The organism is Photorhabdus cinerea (assembly GCF_011189575.1).
GTDB classification, from domain to species: Bacteria; Pseudomonadota; Gammaproteobacteria; order Enterobacterales; family Enterobacteriaceae; genus Photorhabdus; species Photorhabdus cinerea.
In genome coordinates this window covers 20,100-38,139 of record NZ_PUJW01000002.1, presented here as the reverse complement: position 1 = coordinate 38,139, position 18,040 = coordinate 20,100, and the positions used below count along the sequence as shown (strand labels likewise).

The 18,040-nt window shown below is 40.8% G+C and carries 15 protein-coding genes, 1 tRNA gene and 1 pseudogene; 6 read left to right on the top strand and 11 right to left on the bottom strand.

What is annotated here, in order from left to right; all coding sequences use genetic code 11:
• Positions 1-180 precede the first annotated feature (180 nt).
• The gene (mdtH, locus tag C5469_RS02265; RefSeq protein ID WP_166301784.1) at positions 181-1,386 is read left to right on the top strand and encodes a multidrug efflux MFS transporter MdtH; all 1,206 of its coding nucleotides are present in this window, start codon (positions 181-183) and stop codon (positions 1,384-1,386) included.
• A gap of 37 nt (positions 1,387-1,423) precedes the next feature.
• Positions 1,424-1,987 (top strand): lipoprotein, encoded by a 564-nt coding sequence (locus C5469_RS02260; protein ID WP_166301781.1) that lies wholly within the window; start codon positions 1,424-1,426, stop codon positions 1,985-1,987.
• A 55-nt stretch (positions 1,988-2,042) separates the two neighbouring features.
• On the opposite strand, the gene C5469_RS02255 is transcribed toward C5469_RS02260, so the two are convergent.
• Entirely contained in the window at positions 2,043-2,582 is a 540-nt protein-coding gene (locus C5469_RS02255) for a TorD/DmsD family molecular chaperone (protein ID WP_166301778.1), read from the bottom strand.
• Positions 2,583-2,653: 71 nt separating this feature from the next.
• Entirely contained in the window at positions 2,654-3,595 is a 942-nt protein-coding gene (ghrA, locus tag C5469_RS02250) for a glyoxylate/hydroxypyruvate reductase GhrA (RefSeq protein WP_166301775.1), read from the bottom strand.
• 325 nt (positions 3,596-3,920) lie between these two features.
• Between ghrA and C5469_RS02245 the strand changes: the two genes are divergently transcribed.
• The 3 genes from C5469_RS02245 to C5469_RS02235 all read left to right on the top strand — a co-directional run bounded on the left by C5469_RS02245 (position 3,921) and on the right by C5469_RS02235 (position 4,800).
• Positions 3,921-4,010 (top strand) — tRNA-Ser (locus tag C5469_RS02245).
• Positions 4,011-4,219: 209 nt separating this feature from the next.
• Entirely contained in the window at positions 4,220-4,498 is a 279-nt protein-coding gene (locus C5469_RS02240) for a type II toxin-antitoxin system RelE/ParE family toxin (RefSeq protein WP_166301772.1), read from the top strand.
• Positions 4,498-4,800, top strand: a complete 303-nt coding sequence (locus C5469_RS02235) for a HigA family addiction module antitoxin (protein ID WP_036774941.1) — start codon at positions 4,498-4,500, stop codon at positions 4,798-4,800. Before C5469_RS02240 ends, C5469_RS02235 begins: the two co-directional genes overlap by 1 nt.
• Before the next feature lie 140 nt (positions 4,801-4,940).
• Here C5469_RS02235 and luxE read toward each other — a convergent pair whose 3' ends face one another.
• From luxE to C5469_RS02195, 8 genes and pseudogenes are all read right to left on the bottom strand, one after another.
• Positions 4,941-6,053 (bottom strand): long-chain-fatty-acid--protein ligase LuxE, encoded by a 1,113-nt coding sequence (gene luxE / locus C5469_RS02230; protein ID WP_166301769.1) that lies wholly within the window; start codon positions 6,051-6,053, stop codon positions 4,941-4,943.
• Positions 6,054-6,115: 62 nt separating this feature from the next.
• Positions 6,116-7,090: a luciferase subunit beta gene (gene luxB, locus C5469_RS02225; protein WP_166301766.1), complete on the bottom strand. Its 975-nt coding sequence runs from the start codon at positions 7,088-7,090 to the stop codon at positions 6,116-6,118.
• A gap of 14 nt (positions 7,091-7,104) precedes the next feature.
• The gene (luxA, locus tag C5469_RS02220; protein WP_166301763.1) at positions 7,105-8,187 is read right to left on the bottom strand and encodes a luciferase subunit alpha; all 1,083 of its coding nucleotides are present in this window, start codon (positions 8,185-8,187) and stop codon (positions 7,105-7,107) included.
• Between the two features lie 57 nt (positions 8,188-8,244).
• Complete coding sequence (locus tag C5469_RS02215) at positions 8,245-9,168, bottom strand: acyl transferase (RefSeq protein ID WP_166301760.1); 924 nt, start codon at positions 9,166-9,168, stop codon at positions 8,245-8,247.
• Positions 9,169-9,180: 12 nt separating this feature from the next.
• Complete coding sequence (gene luxC / locus C5469_RS02210) at positions 9,181-10,623, bottom strand: long-chain-fatty-acyl-CoA reductase LuxC (protein WP_166301757.1); 1,443 nt, start codon at positions 10,621-10,623, stop codon at positions 9,181-9,183.
• 1,535 nt (positions 10,624-12,158) lie between these two features.
• Complete coding sequence (locus C5469_RS02205) at positions 12,159-12,626, bottom strand: DUF6392 family protein (RefSeq protein WP_166302354.1); 468 nt, start codon at positions 12,624-12,626, stop codon at positions 12,159-12,161.
• 105 nt (positions 12,627-12,731) lie between these two features.
• Positions 12,732-13,184, bottom strand: a complete 453-nt coding sequence (locus C5469_RS02200) for a DUF6392 family protein (RefSeq protein ID WP_166301754.1) — start codon at positions 13,182-13,184, stop codon at positions 12,732-12,734.
• Positions 13,184-14,863: pseudogene (locus C5469_RS02195) on the bottom strand (S-type pyocin domain-containing protein). The gene C5469_RS02200 and the pseudogene C5469_RS02195 overlap by 1 nt, the downstream one beginning before the upstream one ends.
• Before the next feature lie 489 nt (positions 14,864-15,352).
• Here C5469_RS02195 and dauA point away from each other — a divergent pair.
• Positions 15,353-17,068 carry a C4-dicarboxylic acid transporter DauA gene (gene dauA / locus C5469_RS02190; protein WP_166301751.1) on the top strand — a complete coding sequence of 572 codons (1,716 nt, stop codon included), beginning with the start codon at positions 15,353-15,355 and terminating at the stop codon, positions 17,066-17,068.
• 102 nt (positions 17,069-17,170) lie between these two features.
• Here the strand turns inward: dauA and kdsA are convergent, their stop codons facing one another.
• Positions 17,171-18,025, bottom strand: a complete 855-nt coding sequence (gene kdsA / locus C5469_RS02185) for a 3-deoxy-8-phosphooctulonate synthase (RefSeq protein WP_166301748.1) — start codon at positions 18,023-18,025, stop codon at positions 17,171-17,173.
• Positions 18,026-18,040: the final 15 nt, after the last annotated feature.

The window sequence follows — 18,040 nt, the reverse complement described above, 5'->3', positions numbered from 1 at the left end:
CCCTAACTATACAAATTTATCCGTTAAAAATTTAAACCACTTACCCGTAAAACACACCTTCCAGTCATCACTTTACGATAAAAAAATATTATCCATAAATCACTATCCTAATAATTAAATTAAGTACAGAATATAGAAGAATTATATTATCCTCTCTTCTCAATATTCCAATGGTGAGCAATGTCACTGGTTTCGCAAGCACGTAGCCTGGGTAAATACTTCCTGTTGTTCGATAATTTACTGGTTGTTCTGGGCTTCTTCGTCGTCTTTCCTTTAATATCAATACATTTTGTTGAGCAACTCGGTTGGGCTGCATTAGTTGTCGGTTTCGCTCTTGGTTTGCGTCAGTTTGTGCAACAAGGTTTGGGCATTTTCGGGGGCGCAATTGCAGACCGTTTTGGTGCAAAACCGATGATCGTCACCGGAATGCTGTTACGCGCCCTTGGCTTTGCTTTAATCGCCTTAGCCACTGAACCGTGGATACTGTGGCTTTCCTGCATATTATCCGCGCTGGGGGGTACCTTATTTGATCCTCCCCGGACCGCACTGGTCATCAAACTAACCCGACCGCACGAGCGTGGCCGTTTCTTCTCGCTGCTGTTGATGCAAGACAGCGCTGGAGCGGTTATCGGCGCGCTGATTGGCAGCTGGTTGCTGCAATATGACTTCCAACTTGTCTGCTGGACAGGAGCCGGGGTTTTCGTCCTGGCCGCTATCTGGAATGCCTTGTTCCTGCCTGCCTACCGGATTTCTACTACCCGCACTCCCATTTGGGAAGGTATGGGGCTCGTCATTAAAGACCGCCGTTTCTTCACTTATGTACTGACATTGACCGGCTACTTTATGCTGTCTGTACAAGTGATGCTGATGTTCCCGATTATCGTCAATGAAATCGCCGGGACACCCGCTGCGGTGAAATGGATGTACGCGATTGAAGCCACCTTATCGCTCACTTTACTGTATCCGCTCGCCCGCTGGAGCGAAAAACGATTCCGGCTAGAACAGCGTTTAATGGCCGGGCTTTTCCTAATGAGCTTGAGTATGTTTCCAATAGGCTTGATTGGTGAAATAAATACTTTGTTTGGCCTTATTTGCCTGTTCTATCTCGGTACCGTCACCGCGGAACCTGCCCGTGAAACATTAAGTGCTTCACTGGCTGATCCCCGCGCGCGTGGTAGTTATATGGGATTTAGCCGTCTTGGTCTGGCATTGGGCGGCGCCTTGGGTTATACCGGGGGCGGTTGGTTATATGATACTGGTCACGCATTGAATATTCCGCAATTGCCTTGGTTCTTGCTTGGGACTATTGGCTTAATCACGTTGTATGCCCTGCACCGCCAGTTTAATCAACGTAAAATTGAATCTGCCATGCTGAGTGGCAGTTAATGAGGTAAAATCTGCCCTCCAAAATAAAGGAGTCGATATGAGAAAATTTTTCTTGGGGGCAGTACTGCTGCTAGCGGGGTTAATCAGTGGTTGCGATCAGTTCAAGGATGTCAGTATCAGCGAAGAGCTAATTAATGGTTATCTGGCGAAACATGTTCATTACCAGAAAAAGATTGAATTACATGGTCTTGCTAATGCAGATATAAAATTAACAGAACTTTCCAGCCAAATTGGCCGGGTAGAACCGGACAAAATAACATTAACTGGCCGCGCAGAAGTCAATATTACCTCCCTGCTTGGCCCGGCAAAAGCCGATATGAAGTTAACACTAAAAGCCCAACCTGTATTTGATCCAGAAAAAGGTGCTATTTTTCTGAAAGCGTTAGAAGTCATTGATTACCAAATCACACCGGAAAAAATGGAAAAACCGGTTAACGCACTGGTTCCTTACTTGAACAAATCACTTAGCGCTTTCTTTGATACTCACCCGGTTTATGTATTGAAACCCGATCATAGCAAAGCTGAAGCCGCCGCCAAAAAATTGGCAAAAGGGTTAGAAATCAAACCTGGCAAATTTGTTATTACACTTACCGATAAATAATTTTCATAAAAGAGGCAAATAATTGAACATTATTTGCCTCTTTATCATTTCAAAATCAAGCGTCTAACTCTTCTCTTAACGCCTGCAATGCTTCGCGGGTAATGATTGCGAGTGTCCGATAAAAACCCGTTGTCGCATGGGCTTCTACTTTCCCTAAAAATTGCCCACACCACGGCAGAAGATATTCATCAAACAGCTCAATCTGCCCCTGAACCTCATCTTCTGCTGCCTTATCTTCCAGCCATGAAGCGGCTAATAGCAGAGATCCAAACTGATCGGACGGCGCATCTGACAATGGCATACCCCGTTCGGTCAGAAATTGACGAACACCCTCTTCACTTTCACCGGTATAGCCAGAACGATGACCAGATACACTGGCATCATCTCCACAAAACAGTGCGATATAATCAGCTTGCATTGCTGGTAGATCACAATCTTGTTGCAAACGATCCAGCAACGCATCCTGCTCCAATGGCCAGGACTGCTTCAATTTACCTTCTGCAATCATCGTCAGAAGAGGTTTCAGAACAGCATCTTGTGGCTGGCGATTAAATAAAGTACCTAAGATACGGCAGACAATTGAAAATTCATTCATCTCAGTTTCCAAATAACAGCTATTTTGCCACTATTGTCCCTAATAGCCGCCCCTACTGTAAAGAGACGTGATTAATATCCCAATTCCATATCCACAACACCGGTTGGTAATTCACCTTTTTCAATTCGCTGAATATTTTCACTAATCGTATTCATAGCAATATCAGGAATAGTAATAGCAGCAACATGTGGAGTAACCGTTATACGTGGGTGAGTCCAAAACGGATGCATTTCCGGTAAAGGTTCCTCAACAAACACATCCAATGAAGCCCCGGCGATATAACCTTTATCAATCGCCACCAACAGATCGTGCTCTATCAAATGGGAGCCTCGCGCGATATTAATCAGATATGCCTTTGGTTTTAGCTGGCTAAACAGCGATAAATTCAGAATACCACGGGTTTTTGGTGTATCTGGTAGCAGATTAATAATCACCTTACTCCCTGAGAGAAAATCGGTTAATTGATCTTTACCGTGAAAACTCTCTACCTTATCAATCTGCTTTGGAGTACGGCTCCAACAACGGACAGAAAGCCCCCATTCAGCCAGTGTTTCTGCGACACTACTTCCTAAAACACCCGCGCCCAGCACACCGACGACAAAATCTTTGCGATCATGTGGCTCAAATTGCTTCCACATACGCAGCCCCTGTTGCAACTTATACTCATCCATGCGCCGCAAATAGTACAAAACCATTGCCACCACATATTCCTGCATTTGCAACCTCATACCTGCATCTTCAAGCCGCATCAACGGCACACCGGCTGGTAATGTTCCTGGTTTTTGCTGTTCCTGTTTTAAAATCGCTTCTACACCTGCTCCTAATGCAAAAATCCCTTTCAACCCGGAGCGATTTGCCAACATTTCATAGGGTGGCAACCAAACCATTGCATAATCTGCATAACCATTATCGCCTCGTTTCCATTGGCGGATATTAATATTCGGCAGTCGTTGTTGCATGCCTTGAATCCACTGATTGGCATCAAAAAAAGGGTGGTAAAAGATAATCTCCATGACTGTTTATCCTCATCTTATTTTTTCATACAGGGTTATCTGATTGACTGTAGGTTGCAAGTCCCTTTGTTAATCACTGTCATGAAAATGTTGAGAATGTTAAGTAGTTAACGGATTTATTTTTTTCTGACCAAAGGACTTGTATCTATACTATTCCGGCGGCATCAGGTGGATATAAATTCATCGAATTGACCTTTATTTCGCTAACCAATCAAAAAACCAAAGAAAAATATCAGAAGAGTGTTGACGCTTGTAACGCTTTTCCCTATAGTAGCGCCCCGTTGCAGCAACGATGTTAAACAAAGTTGCTGGAATGAAAAAACATGGTGAGGTGTCCGAGAGGCTGAAGGAGCACGCCTGGAAAGTGTGTATACGTGAAAACGTATCGAGGGTTCGAATCCCTCCCTCACCGCCAGATTCGAAAGAAAGCTCAGGTTAAATACCTGGGCTTTTTTGCTGCATATACCTCCGATGCAGGGAGGGTTCGACCGCCAAAGGCGGCCCGCAGGGTGAGCGCAGCGAATCCATCCCTCCCTTTCCTCCAGACCTTAGTTCAAATGATGTTGCGTAATAGGGAACACTTTGTTATAAGATTTCTTGTAGCGCAACACGGAGCGATAAGGAATGATAAAGAGTTTCAAGCATAAAGGACTGCGCCAGTTTTTTGAAAAAGGTGTTCCTGTTGGAATTAACCCTCAACATGCAAACAAACTCCGCCAACGACTCGCTGTTATTAACGAAGCTGAGGATATAGGGGAAATCAATCTTCCCGGATACAATCTGCATCCTTTAACGGGAAACAGGCAAGGACAGTGGGCAATTACCATTCCAGGAAATTGGCGTGTGACATTCGAATTTATCGATGGTGATGCGTACATCGTTAACTATGAGGATTATCACTAATGAAAATGTTTAACCCCCCTCACCCAGGAGAAATTATAGCTGACTCTTTAGAGGAACTAGGTTTAGGAATTCGTGATTTAGCGCGGGCATTGAATGTTGCTCCGTCTACAGCTCAACGTCTAGTGTCGTGTAAAGCAGCAGTCACGCCAGAGATGGCAATAAAACTGTCACAAGTGCTTGGTAGCTCTCCGCGGTTGTGGTTAAAACTGCAAGAAACTTATAGCCTCGATAAAGCAGAAAAGACAGTTGATATCTCCAAACTGACTCCGTTATTTAAACCCACCCATTTATTTCACACTTAAAAGCCAACATCCTAAGCTCAGGTTTACCACCTGAGCTTTTTTACTTGCATATACCTCCGATACAGGGAGGGTTGAGAACCCTCGCTTAGGGTTTGACAAAACATGAGTGAGTTTATCGCACAAGTAATTAAACAAAGGAGTTAACTACCAAATGCTTCAGTTAAGCTTAAAGCACAGCCTTTCTGTGTCCTCGTATTGACGCGACGTAAAATTTCAACCAGCACACCGGGATACTTACTATATTCTCTGCTAATTATCCCGATATCATCGGTAACAATAAATGCCGGGTAACTCGTTGATGACGCATCCATATAACTCATCAAACCCGGCATCCCATCAGGTACCGGTTTCAATGTTTCAGGATCAAGTGCTCGCGCATATACCCAAGGCGGAACATGTTTACGCTGCATCTCATCCTCAAAGAAACAAGTATTAAGTTCAACTTGATTAAATATATCACGGATCTGGCTAATATCACTGAGGTTGAAAGTATCAAATAACAAATGATTGAAGTCGTCGCGTTTCAGAGATTCTTTTTCGTAACTTTTCCAGCCTCCCCCCGTTATGATATAAAGACTTTTATCTCCAGAGAATAAGATATTTTTATCTTTCATATAACGGCAAAGCAAATAAATAAAGTATGGCGAACCAATAAGACAAATATCTTTCCCTTGACGTTTTATTCGCTCAAGACTATTTAGTGTTTTAACAAAATCTATGCGTTCTTCTGTTACGGTGAATGACGTAGGATATAACAACTCGACCAGACTCATAACATATTTAAACCAAATATTATGAGCATTAAATCTATCTGGTCCTAGGTTGACCAATTCCATTTGATGATCGAACCAACTACCAATATATTTCATACCATAACTCACAGAACCTAAGAGCCTCTCAATACTTAGTCTGTCACGTGGCACCTGACTTTTTAAACCATTCGTCCCACTACTGGTAAACCAACTTTCAATTTCGTTCTCCTTAGAAGTTAATAAGCGAGTAAATTTAAAAACTGATGTTGGGAATACAGGTATGTCATCAATTTCCGTAATATTGTCATCTACTTTATGTGCCTGACAGTAGTGACGGTATTCTTGACAATGTTTATAGTGATTACGAAACGCATCAAGCACAAGTTTTTTTCTAATCTTTTCCTGTTCATCATAAGACCAGACTAATGGATCACTCGAAAAAATCAAATCATCAATTTCTGAGCTTGCTGTGATTTCCTGTTTATCAACATATGAAGTCATACCTGTTTTACCTCGGCAACGAATATTAAAGGGTATGACAGAGTCACTGCCATACCCTTTTATTACATGTGATACTTTTTAATATTATCATTGACAATATCAATTGCATTTATTTGACGCGTAAAGTCATTCATTGATTCAAAGGACAATAATATGCCTTTCGCACCACATTTCTCCATTGCCAATTTAGCCGCAGTTGTACACTCCATATAATCTCCAACGGCGTTTTCTGTAATTATTTCTTCAAATTTCTTTTCGAAATTTTCATTAGGGTGCATTTCAAAAATATAATCACTGATAAATGCACGCGTTTCCTCTTTAGCTTTCTCACTATCTTCATTATAGTTAACCAATATCATTAACTGATGATCTATCTCTGCCAGATCAATACCATATTCATCTGCTATAGCTTGATATCTTTTCGCATATTCATGTTTAACGTCATTGGAATCATCCCACTTAAAGATGAGAGAAATGCCTTTTTTGGCCGCCCACTCAACAACATGATAATTTGTTGCTGTTACATATTTCCGAGGCCCACCTTGTGTATAAGCATGGGGGTTTACGGATATTTTTGGGAAATTATAAAAATCATTATCTGGATTACAATAGCCTGTTCTTAAAGCATCGTTAATAATATCATAGCACTCTTCAAATAATTGCTGTTGGTATTGTTCAGGGCGATTAAAAAAATGCATTTCATTCTTTTTTTCGCAATCACTAAACCCTAAAATAAATCTTCCTTCGCTTAACTGATCCAATAAGCATGCTTCCTCCGCTATGCGGACAGGATGATGAGTTGTAATGATATGGTTCAATGAACCAATTTTAATTTTTTCTGTTAGGCCAAGTAAAAAACCAGAAACAGTCAGAGGAGCGCCGACAATGCCATTCTCTGAAAAATGATTTTCACACACCAAAACCTGTTCAAAATTCAATTTGTCGACATATTCTGTTATTTCCTGCATGCGAGCTATACTTTGCTCCTGAACAGTTGTTGAATTGATAAAGTTAAGGAAGAACAATCCAAATTTCATTTTATTTCCCTTAGCTAATATAATAGCGAACGTTGTTTTTCTTTAAGAAACGGCATTACACCAGACTGGAAGAGCTTCATGGAAGCAATAATCTCATCTACTGTTCCATTAGCTTCAAACCCACAACAAATATTTGATATTCCTGTGGCATCAATGTCTGTTTGAATTATATCAATACATTCCTGCGGGGTTCCCACAGGATTAATTTCGTAACTATAGTCAACGCGGCGATTAGTATCTTTATGTCCTTTTAAGACAAAATCACGCCATTGTCCTTTATTGAAATCATAACCCTTTGTTTTGTCTGAATCATCAAAAATGGTTGTGGCATGAACGTAGGAATCATACCAATGCCCCAGAAAATTCCGGCAAATTTCTTTCGCTTTCATTGAGTCATGGTCTACAGATGTTATATATGATAAGCAATGGTCGATATTATGAATATCGTGCCCATATTCTTGAGCTACCTCGTTATAAAGCTCAATTTGTGCTTTCTTTTCGTTAGTATTTATAATCCAACTTAAGATCATCGGCAAACCATGTTGAGCGGCCCATTCAGTCGTAGAAGCAGATTCAGCAACGACATAAATAGGTGCACCACCTTGACTATATGCCGTCGGCAGCACTTTTACCTTATGGAATTTGATATGTTCGTTGTCAGCTTCCATATATCCCTCTGTCATTCCATTTCGTATCAACTTATACCAGCACTCCATTAAGGCGCGACTGTTATTCATATCTGTACCAAATACGCGAAAATCTTTGTTGTAAAGCCCCCGACAAATACCAAACCGAAATCGTCCTTTTGACATTTGATCCAGCAGATTCACATCTTCAAGTTGGCGTGCTGGATGAGCGGTGGGGAGAACAATAGCTGCAGTCCCTACATTCAATTTCTTGGTTGCACCAAGTAAATAGGCAGCAGCCACATAAGGGTTACCAAGCAAACCAAACTCCGTGAAATGATGCTCAAGTAACCATACGGTATCAAAACCACATTCCTCAGAGATGCGGCCTAATTTAACCAACCGTTTTATTACCTCTGTTTGAGAAAATTGGGGGGGTTGGTATGTAAGTAAAAAGTTTCCAAATTTCATAGAGAGTCCTTATATTTCTATTTGAATGATAGAATTAACCATCTATCTCAATAGGTTTTAAGATAGCGCAATTGCTTGATTTTCAATTTCAATTTTCATTCGACGTTCATTGACTGCCGCAATGGTTAAATGTTCGAATGACGGTTCAATGATATCGAGATCAATATCCAGACGACCATTATCCATTGCGATAGCGGCTTTCGTAACCGATTGATAAAAATTGCGCAGGACCACTAAGTTCTCACCCAAATCATGTGAGCTTCCTAGTAAAGAATATATCTTGCATTGCTGACTACCCATGCTTGATAGTAATGTAATCACTTCATCTTGCTTTACCCAATCGTCATTATTTGCAGTAAAAGCAATAAACGGTACATCAAGATGCATCATGCTATTAATTGTAGAAGTTAAATCTTCCCAGCCAGAATCAAAGCAATCTCTCGCAAAAACCTCAGCACCCAATTTATGGCCTTCAAAATCTAAATTATCTGGCAATTCATCAATGGGTAAGCTGAGATAATCAAATCCTAAAGCTCTTTCAAGAGTATATCTTAAATTAACCACACCGACCGCAGTGATTAAAAACGAAACATGGATTTCAGATAGACTGGCATAAGCTATCCGCGCAGATAAGCTTGAAGCCAGCATACCGAGGTTATTTATTTTTCGGGTATTTAACCAATCAACTACTGCTAACAAACTCTGTTTTCCTATAGACATTGTAAATTCATCAATTGTCCCTGAACTCAATCCAACGTGGTGAAGAGAATCATAACGGATCACATGAAATCCATTCTGCGACAAATACTCTGCCAGACCCGCAAAATGATCCATCCTGCGGGCAAAACCCGATGCAATAATAAGGGTATTCTTTCTCGTTGGACTATTTTCTTTTGGCAGCGTCTCCCAGACATGAATTTCTTTATTTTCTTCAACACCAATAACATGGTCGATGGTTTTATATCTGGATTTATTTTCCATATTTTTTACCTATTATGGGACAAATACCAGGAACTTATCTTCTTCCAGGAATCGAGTCTGTTCTATTTCAACCGCAACATCCTTAGAAGTATAGTGGGATGGTCTTTCATGAGAAATATATGTCACTAATCGTTGTAACGGTCTCATTCCGTCATGGGCACCACCAACTCGAAATATGTTATTCATTCCTGCTTCTACAATCCTTTCTGCACCTTTTAATGCTAATGCATCTCGATACTTAAGCGCAGCCTCCCAAGGAAAAACAGATATGGTTTGCGTTTTATTTTTCCGCACATAAGGCAATACTTGCTCAATATTATCGACGTGATGAAGGTACACACATCTGCCAAGTGGTTGATTAAGTTCCACACCCGCATTTGACTCAATAACCATCCAGCGCTGATGAACATCAACCTCTACTTTTAATCCAGCAAATAAACATTCTTTTTGAACTAAGGAATAGGCCGCCTTTTCATCAAAATCTTTTTTGGTGTTTGGTAATATATGCGCATATAAGTTCAGTTTTTCTATCAACGTTAACTTAAATTCTTCATAATGACTTCCCATGTAGTATATGTTTTGGGTGGAAAAGCAAGCTTGCTGATCGTAAAAACAAACATCATGAGCCGCCCCTGTAGCTGCGGATATTAAGTCAACGGGGTTATCAATAATGCAAAAACTCTTCTTAGGACCAAACTTAATGACATCAATATCGGGTGGTGCATGCTTTACTGCCCAATTAATCGCATCTTCTCCTCCCCAGGCGACAACGACATCCGCATGTTGCATAATTTCTTTTGCGAGTGATATATCACCTTGATGTTGCCAATATATGACTGACAAAGAACGCGTTACCGGATGATGAGGGTCCACATCGATAAAACTTAATGCTAATGCATTAGCGGTAAAAGGATCGGTTGATGAAGTTTTTATAATGCATTGATTCTTTGTTAAAATTGCACGTAATATAGACAGCACACCAGATAATGGTACATTACCCGTCAACAGATGTATGGACTTTCCTTTCGGAAAAGCTCTAACATAACTTTCATCCTGAGGTAGCCATTCATCCATAATATGGCGAGAACCAAGTTCATTTTTTACAATATCATAAAGACTACCTTTAGAGCACAAAATCATAGATATCCAATTGGCCTCTAGCTTAGCCATTTCTGCTGAATACCCCATATATCTTTTTAGATCACGAATATATGTCCTGCGTCTTGAATATTCTTCATTTTTCCATCTTTGCCCTACCGTATAGAGAAAATTGATGATGTTATGCAACTGCAATTCATTATTTTCATTATAATCAATAATGTTTTTTACTTGAGAATCATTCAAGATTGGCAAATGAATATTATCATCACCAAAATTAATGGATTGCACTAAATCATCACTTTCAGGAAATATTTCGACTCGACCGTTAATAATGAATGAAATTTTTTTAGTCATACTTGCCATCCATTTAATAGGGCAATTTCAACTTAAATTGCTGTTTAACCATCTTGCAAACACGCTACAACTTTCTGCTTAAGACTGTCAGTGTGACTGAGTGAACCATCAACACACTGCCCCCGTTTGACAATATCTGTTAAAATAGCAAACGAAAATTTTCACATCAACAAGATTTGTTAATAAAAAGTTTCAATCAAATAGAAATATTTCAAATTAAAAGAATCGCAATTTTTTTATACGTGATAATATTTATGGAAATTATTATCTGGCTTATAAGTTAAGTTATATATAAATCAGGAAATTTTCCATAATTACCCGAAAAACCAAGGCTTTTTACCCGATATTTATCCAATTTCCCTTAAAGCCTAGTCCTTTAAATGTTGCCAGTAAAAGCTTGCCCTTATTCAGGGTGAAATACCCTATTTTTAACATGGATATTGTTCTTAAAAACAAATCCATTTAAGCGCAAAAAACACATATTAATACCCGATTTAAAAGATACAGCATGACTAAAAACACCCTATTCACTGCCATATTTAATGATTTATCGACGATATTATCCCTCCGTTTATTTTACATTTACCTAATCCGCCATAACCATTTAAAAGCACAAATGCAGAGATATTAAAGTTTTTATATAAAGAGTGGATTAACCTAATAAATGCAGCTTTTCAAAAAGACAATTAACTGCGCTTAATCGAATCCCATCAACCATTAATACATGATTAAAAAGCGATCAGCGCGAAAAAATATTATCCGAAAGGACGGGTATTTAAATGTTTTCTCCCCACTATTTTATGAAGGAAACCCTAAAAATAACGCAATAAAAAAATGGATAAAACGGTTAATCTGGCAGGATTTAAACCCTGAAAAAGGTTGATTATCCCGTAAAAACATAAAGAGGATGCCTTATTAAAACTATTCAAAATTACAGGTAAAACAACATCATTAAAGCTAAAATCGGCTATGATTAACGTTTATTAAACGTAAAACCATGATATGCCATGATGATTAAACTTGATAAAAATCAGGCGTTAAAAGTGGTAAACACTACAGTTAAAACTTTATATACCAATTAAAATCGCAGATTAACACTATGACTTTTAAAATGGCCTATTATAAAATTATCAGTGAAAAATGAAAAACAAAAATTAACTCTGTGAATACTTATGTCCATTTTTTGGAAAAATAACAAATAAGAATATCAGTTTTCTAATCAAAAATATATTTTCAAAACGAAAATAAATTTATTAATGTTTTCAATCCTGCGTAAACCTTGTTGTAAATCGATTAAATAATCGTTACAGGAATAAGAAGTACCAGAATATAATCGCGAAAATCCTTTTCTTCCGGCATCGGGAGCAATTCAATATCGCTGCCCACTTTATCTGAAACAAATAATAAGAAATTACTCCTCGCTAAAAATTCAATTAATTATTCCATTTTCGGTTAAGCCAATTCATCTTCAATTTAACTTTTCAAACTGCTGATTGATGAATTGGCTCTTAAGAAAAATCTCCTCTTTATATTAACTACCAACGTACTGCTGAGGTGGGTAAGAATGTCACCAGTCTGACCTGTTCTAGTAGATCATAATCAACCTGCATGCTGGTTGGAAGACGAAAATCCAATAACGTATATAGCTCGGTCCAGCCAATTTCTTTAGTCAACCTTTTTCTTGGTGGAAGTGATTTTTCAGGATCACCAAAATGTTCATGAATCCATTGCCGGAACATTAACGGTATTAAAGGAGACGGTAATTTATTTGGAAATATAAAATTAGGTCGTTTATGATCAATTAAAGTTAACGTTATCTCAGTGAGTATTTTATTCTCCCGCAAAAATGATAAGAAAACCCCTTCCTTAACCATATCAAGAGATATATCAGAATCCCCGGGAAAACCTGTTGGCTTCGTCTTGTAAGGGATCAATCCCTCATCAAATATTTCCTGATAAGACTTGCCCAGACTGTTTATTAACGCTTCAACATTGATTGTAATTATTTATATAACCTCTTCATTTATATATGACTTCTAGCATACATGCACGGACAATGGTTTACTAACCACTATCCGCCGATTATAGTATGTAAAAAAGCTCTCTTCTCAGATAGTGTTGAAAGTAATTGCTCTCACCCGATAATAAGCATCATAAATGAAAATGACTTCCACATTTGGATAAGATTTTATACGATTTATATAAGCATCGTATCCACCAATAACACCTATAACAGGTGCTTTTATCATATCTTTTGACTCCGTTGGTTCTCCGTATTCTGCTCTTATCGTTGCCTTATCCATTAAAGGTAAGAATGGATAAGGCAAACTACCATTATATTCTTCATGATCACCATGTATATCAATTAGAGTTATCTGGACTGAATTCAATTGCCTGGATTTAGAATCAAAAACTAATGTGATTCCTTTTTCAGGTTCGCAATTGAACGATTCATCCCCTTCAAAATGAAACTTAAATATTCCTTTAGATATCTCACCATCTTCAACTAACGTTTCAACGGTTCTTCCAAGATATTTAATTAATTTCGTAATGTCAGCCACTATTTATACCACCCTTGTTCTTTATTCAGTTGGTGTAATTCTTCTCGTGCCTTGTTCAACTGCTCATCTGTATAGCCTTCTTCTCGTAGGCCAGGAACTTGAGCATCAAAATTACTGTCTACCGCCGCTCTAATATCTGACGCGTCTTTAACTTGTTTCGCCTTTGTATTCCTACCTTTATAAGTTTCACTATAGCCTCTGTGAACTCTATGAGGAATAGCTATGGATACACCACTATTGAGTATCTTATCTATGTCTTTATCCGTTGCAGCCTTACCTAACTTATTTTTTAGAAACAATTTCAATGCCGCCTTAGACGGAATATGATCAATATCCATTCCATCATTACGGCTACGTCCAGCCAGATCCTGATATTCTCCCACTTCCAAAGGTTTCACCGGCGGTTTACTTAAATACACATACACCGGTGGCATATTCGGGATGGGAAGCACCAGAATATAATCGCGAAAATCCTTTTCTTCCGGCATCGGGAGCGATTCAATATCGCTGCCCACTTTATCCGGGATCGGCAATACGATTATTTGCGCCGGAATAAACAGCGGTTCTTCATTCCCGGTATGGGCCGGCACTTTAAATTCCTGTTCGTTCGGCGTCCATAAAATCGTCGGCCTGTTTTCTCCCGGTTCCCAGAACTCGTAATTCCCCGTAGTCCGGTTCAATCTCATCATATGAACCGGCACTTTATCCAGACCACTTTCCGGGCTGACGTGATACCCCTGAACGGTCATCCTGCCGCTTTTTTCATCTCTGATCCAGCGGAAACGAATACGAGTCGGGGCTTTACCAAACTGTTCCGCTATTTGCCTGAGTTGATACTGACTTAAGTAATCCTCTTCCCCCTGATTCAGCTGTGGCGAATAGAACAGCCCCATTAGCCCAACCGTTACCGGATTGGGTGCCGCCAGCCAGCGCCCGGCACTGACCGCACTGCCACCAATGTAACGCATTACCAGCGCTTCCCCTTCCGCTCCCGCGCTGCGGGCAGTCGCCGCTACAGCGGTCGCGGCGGCTTCGGCTTTATCTTTGCCATCACTAAACCACCGTTTATACCACGGCAATTTTTTATCCTGCGGTTTATCCGGTTCAGATGGATGTTGCTTGCTTTATGGGGGCGGTTCTGGCTTCGGCGTCGTCACCGGAGCGGGAGATGATGAAACCTGATAGATCCCCATTCGCCCGAAATTGTCCACCGGTTCAGCGTCAGTTCCGGCATCGGTACAGCCTTTACCTCGCAGGCAGGACTTGGTAAACACCGGTGTTGGAGGCGGCGCTTTTATCACCGGAGGCGGCCCGGACTGAACGCTTTCCGCTTCTTTCAACGGCGACGAGAAATTCTGGGCCGCCATATTCACCGGCGCGGTGGCCGGATGATTGGGCTGCTCCCGCTTTTCGTAACTGTCCATCTCCGAATTAATGAATCTGGCCCGACAGGGGCACATACTCACACTGTCCAGCGTACCCGCCAGCTTGCGCCCCATGTCAAACACATCTGAGACACCACCGACAATCAGGTAAGTACCGGGATGTTTACCACAGGTCACCTTATCCCCTTCACGAGCCGTTGCCCGACCATTAAATGTCATGGTGGGGTCACCGGTAATAATCTGGCCGCCACAAGTGGTCTTGTCACCAACGAGCAGGAAATATCCGATTGCCATCTATTTGCTTCTCCATTGACTGACCCGTTGGAGAGTGGATCTGACTAAAATCATCATCATGTTTTTACCTTACTTATTCGTTAACATAGATGATGAATAATTCATCAGATTTTCCTTGGAGATCATATAGGAATATTCTGAAAGTTGCTGATTTTATCGTCGCGAATGCATGTAATAACTCATTATTTATAACAAATTATAAATATATTGATAACATTGAGACCCACAATACTATCGTGGCTCTTCTGTTGAAAAGAGAAATACGGCTGTAGTATTAAGTTGCCAATAAGTCAGCAATCAATGCAATTTTTAATCAAAAATTAATACAAATTGTTACCTTCCCCTTTTGCTTTTTATTTTACTGTCGCTAAGCTATTAACCCGTAATTTGATGTATAGCACTATCGTTTTGAACTCAAAGCATTATTACCGCAATTTGGATTTTGATTCCCTTATTGCTTTTTTTATTATTTTTTTGGCTTATGCACAGATGAAAACTCGTAGAATGAACGGCATACGGCCGTTTAGTGCTGTTATTGATGCTTGTTGGAAAGAACCATACTCTTTTACCCGTTTAATTAAAGATATTATTGCCGGTATTACTGTCGGTATTATCGCCATCCCACTCGCTATGGCGTTAGCTATCGGGAGTGGTGTTGCTCCGCAATATGGGCTTTATACCGCAGCTATCGCCGGTATTGTTATTGCAATAACTGGCGGCTCTCGTTATAGCGTCTCCGGCCCTACCGCCGCTTTCGTCGTCATTCTCTACCCGGTATCTCAACAATTTGGCCTGAGTGGCTTGCTCATTGCGACGTTGATGTCGGGCATTATCCTGCTGGTTATGGGATTAGCCCGTTTTGGGAAGCTAATAGAATATATCCCACTTCCCGTCACACTGGGTTTTACTTCCGGAATCGCTATCACTATCGCAACCATGCAAGTAAAAGATTTTTTTAGTCTGCAACTGGAACATGTACCAGAGAATTATATCAATAAGGTTGCTGCTCTATTTCAAGCGCTGCCAACCCTACATCTGAGTGATACGCTGATCGGCCTGACTACCCTTTCAGTGCTAATTTATTGGCCTAAGCTGGGGCTAAAATTACCCGGGCATCTTCCGGCTTTAATCGCGGGATCTGCCGTGATGGGGATGATGAGTTTATTTGGTCAGGATGCCGCTACCATTGGTTCTAAGTTCAGTTATATTCTCAATGATGGCACACAAGGCCAAGGTATCCCGCCAATCCTGCCTCAATTTGTTTTACCGTGGCATTTACCTGATACGGGTACCCATAACATTGAGATCAATTGGGCGACAATTTCAGCCCTATTGCCCGCTGCCTTTTCAATGGCCATGTTAGGTGCGATTGAATCGCTGCTTTGTGCCGTCGTTTTGGATGGTATGACAGGCAAAAAGCACCATTCAAACAGTGAATTGATTGGTCAGGGATTGGGTAATATTGTCGTTCCCTTTTTCGGTGGCATTACCGCTACTGCCGCAATTGCCCGTTCAGCCGCCAACATCAGGGCCGGTGCAACGTCACCCGTTTCAGCCATTGTTCATTCTCTACTAGTTCTACTGACTTTATTAGTATTAGCTCCCATGCTCTCTTATCTTCCGCTCGCCGCTATGTCTGCCCTGTTGCTGATAGTTGCCTGGAATATGAGCGAAGTACATAAAGTTATCGATCTGATTCGCCGCGCACCAAGGGATGACATTATTGTTCTGGTGCTTTGTATGTCGCTCACGGTGTTGTTTGATATGGTTATCGCAATTACGATTGGTATCGTATTGGCTTCGCTGTTGTTCATGCGTCGAATCGCTAATATGACCCGCATTAGCCAATTGTCACAGACAGATAGAGACAAAAAACTATTGGTTGTTCGGATCAATGGCCCGCTATTCTTCGCTGCGGCTGAACGTATCTTCACAGAATTAAAAGAAGAAAGTGCAGGTTATCAGACGATCCTCATGCAGTGGGATGCCGTTCCTGTACTGGATGCGGGCGGATTACATGCTTTCCAGCGCTTTATTGATGAGGTGGGAAAAGATAAATATATCGCTGTTTGTGATATTCCATTTCAACCGTTAAAAACGCTAGCCAGAGCCAGAGTTCAACTAATTGAAAATCACCTTAGTTTCCATGCAACATTGCCACAAGCCATGGAAGAATTACATTTCAATTGCAAAACAGTTAACTAAAACCGCAATAAAAAGTCGTTTGGTAAACTGTTTCAAAATAATGGCGCTGTAATCCAGCGCCAGACCTATTCATCATTTGATGCGTGACATCAGAAAACGACTTTATTTACTGGTATCCAGTTCTGGAAAACCTTTTACCACGTCATCAATGGCTTTCATCTGAATCAAGAATGGCTCAAGTTTTGCCAACGGTAATGCCGATGGGCCATCACATCTGGCATTCGCTGGATCAGGATGAGCTTCGAGGAACAGACCAGCAATACCGACCGCCATTCCGGCACGCGCCAGTTCAGCAACCTGAGCACGACGGCCACCTGATGCAGCACCTAACGGATCTCGACATTGCAGTGAATGGGTCACATCAAAAATTACAGGATGCCCCCCGGTTGCCTGAGCCATGACATTGAATCCCAGCATATCCACAACCAGATTGTCATAACCAAAATTGCTACCGCGGTCACACAAGATCACCTGATCATTACCGCCTTCTTTGAATTTTTCGACAATATTTCCCATCTGAGTTGGGCTGACAAACTGTGGTTTTTTAACGTTAATCACCGCGCCAGTGCGAGCCATTGCCTCAACCAGATCTGTCTGACGCGCGAGGAATGCAGGAAGTTGAATCACATCAACTACTTCCGCCACTGGCTGAGCTTGTGCGGGTTCATGCACATCAGTGATAATTTTCACACCGAATTGTTTTTTCAGCTCCTGAAAAATCTTCATTCCCTCTTCCAGACCCGGGCCGCGATAAGAGTGAATTGATGATCGGTTTGCTTTATCAAAGGAGGCTTTGAAAACATAAGGAATGCCCAGTTTTTGCGTCACTGTCACATAGTGCTCACAAATACTCATGGCCAAATCCCGTGACTCAAGGACATTCATACCACCAAAGAGAACAAACGGCAGATCGTTCGCGACCTTGATATCACCAATATTAACCACTTTCTGTTGCATACTTATACCTTCTGT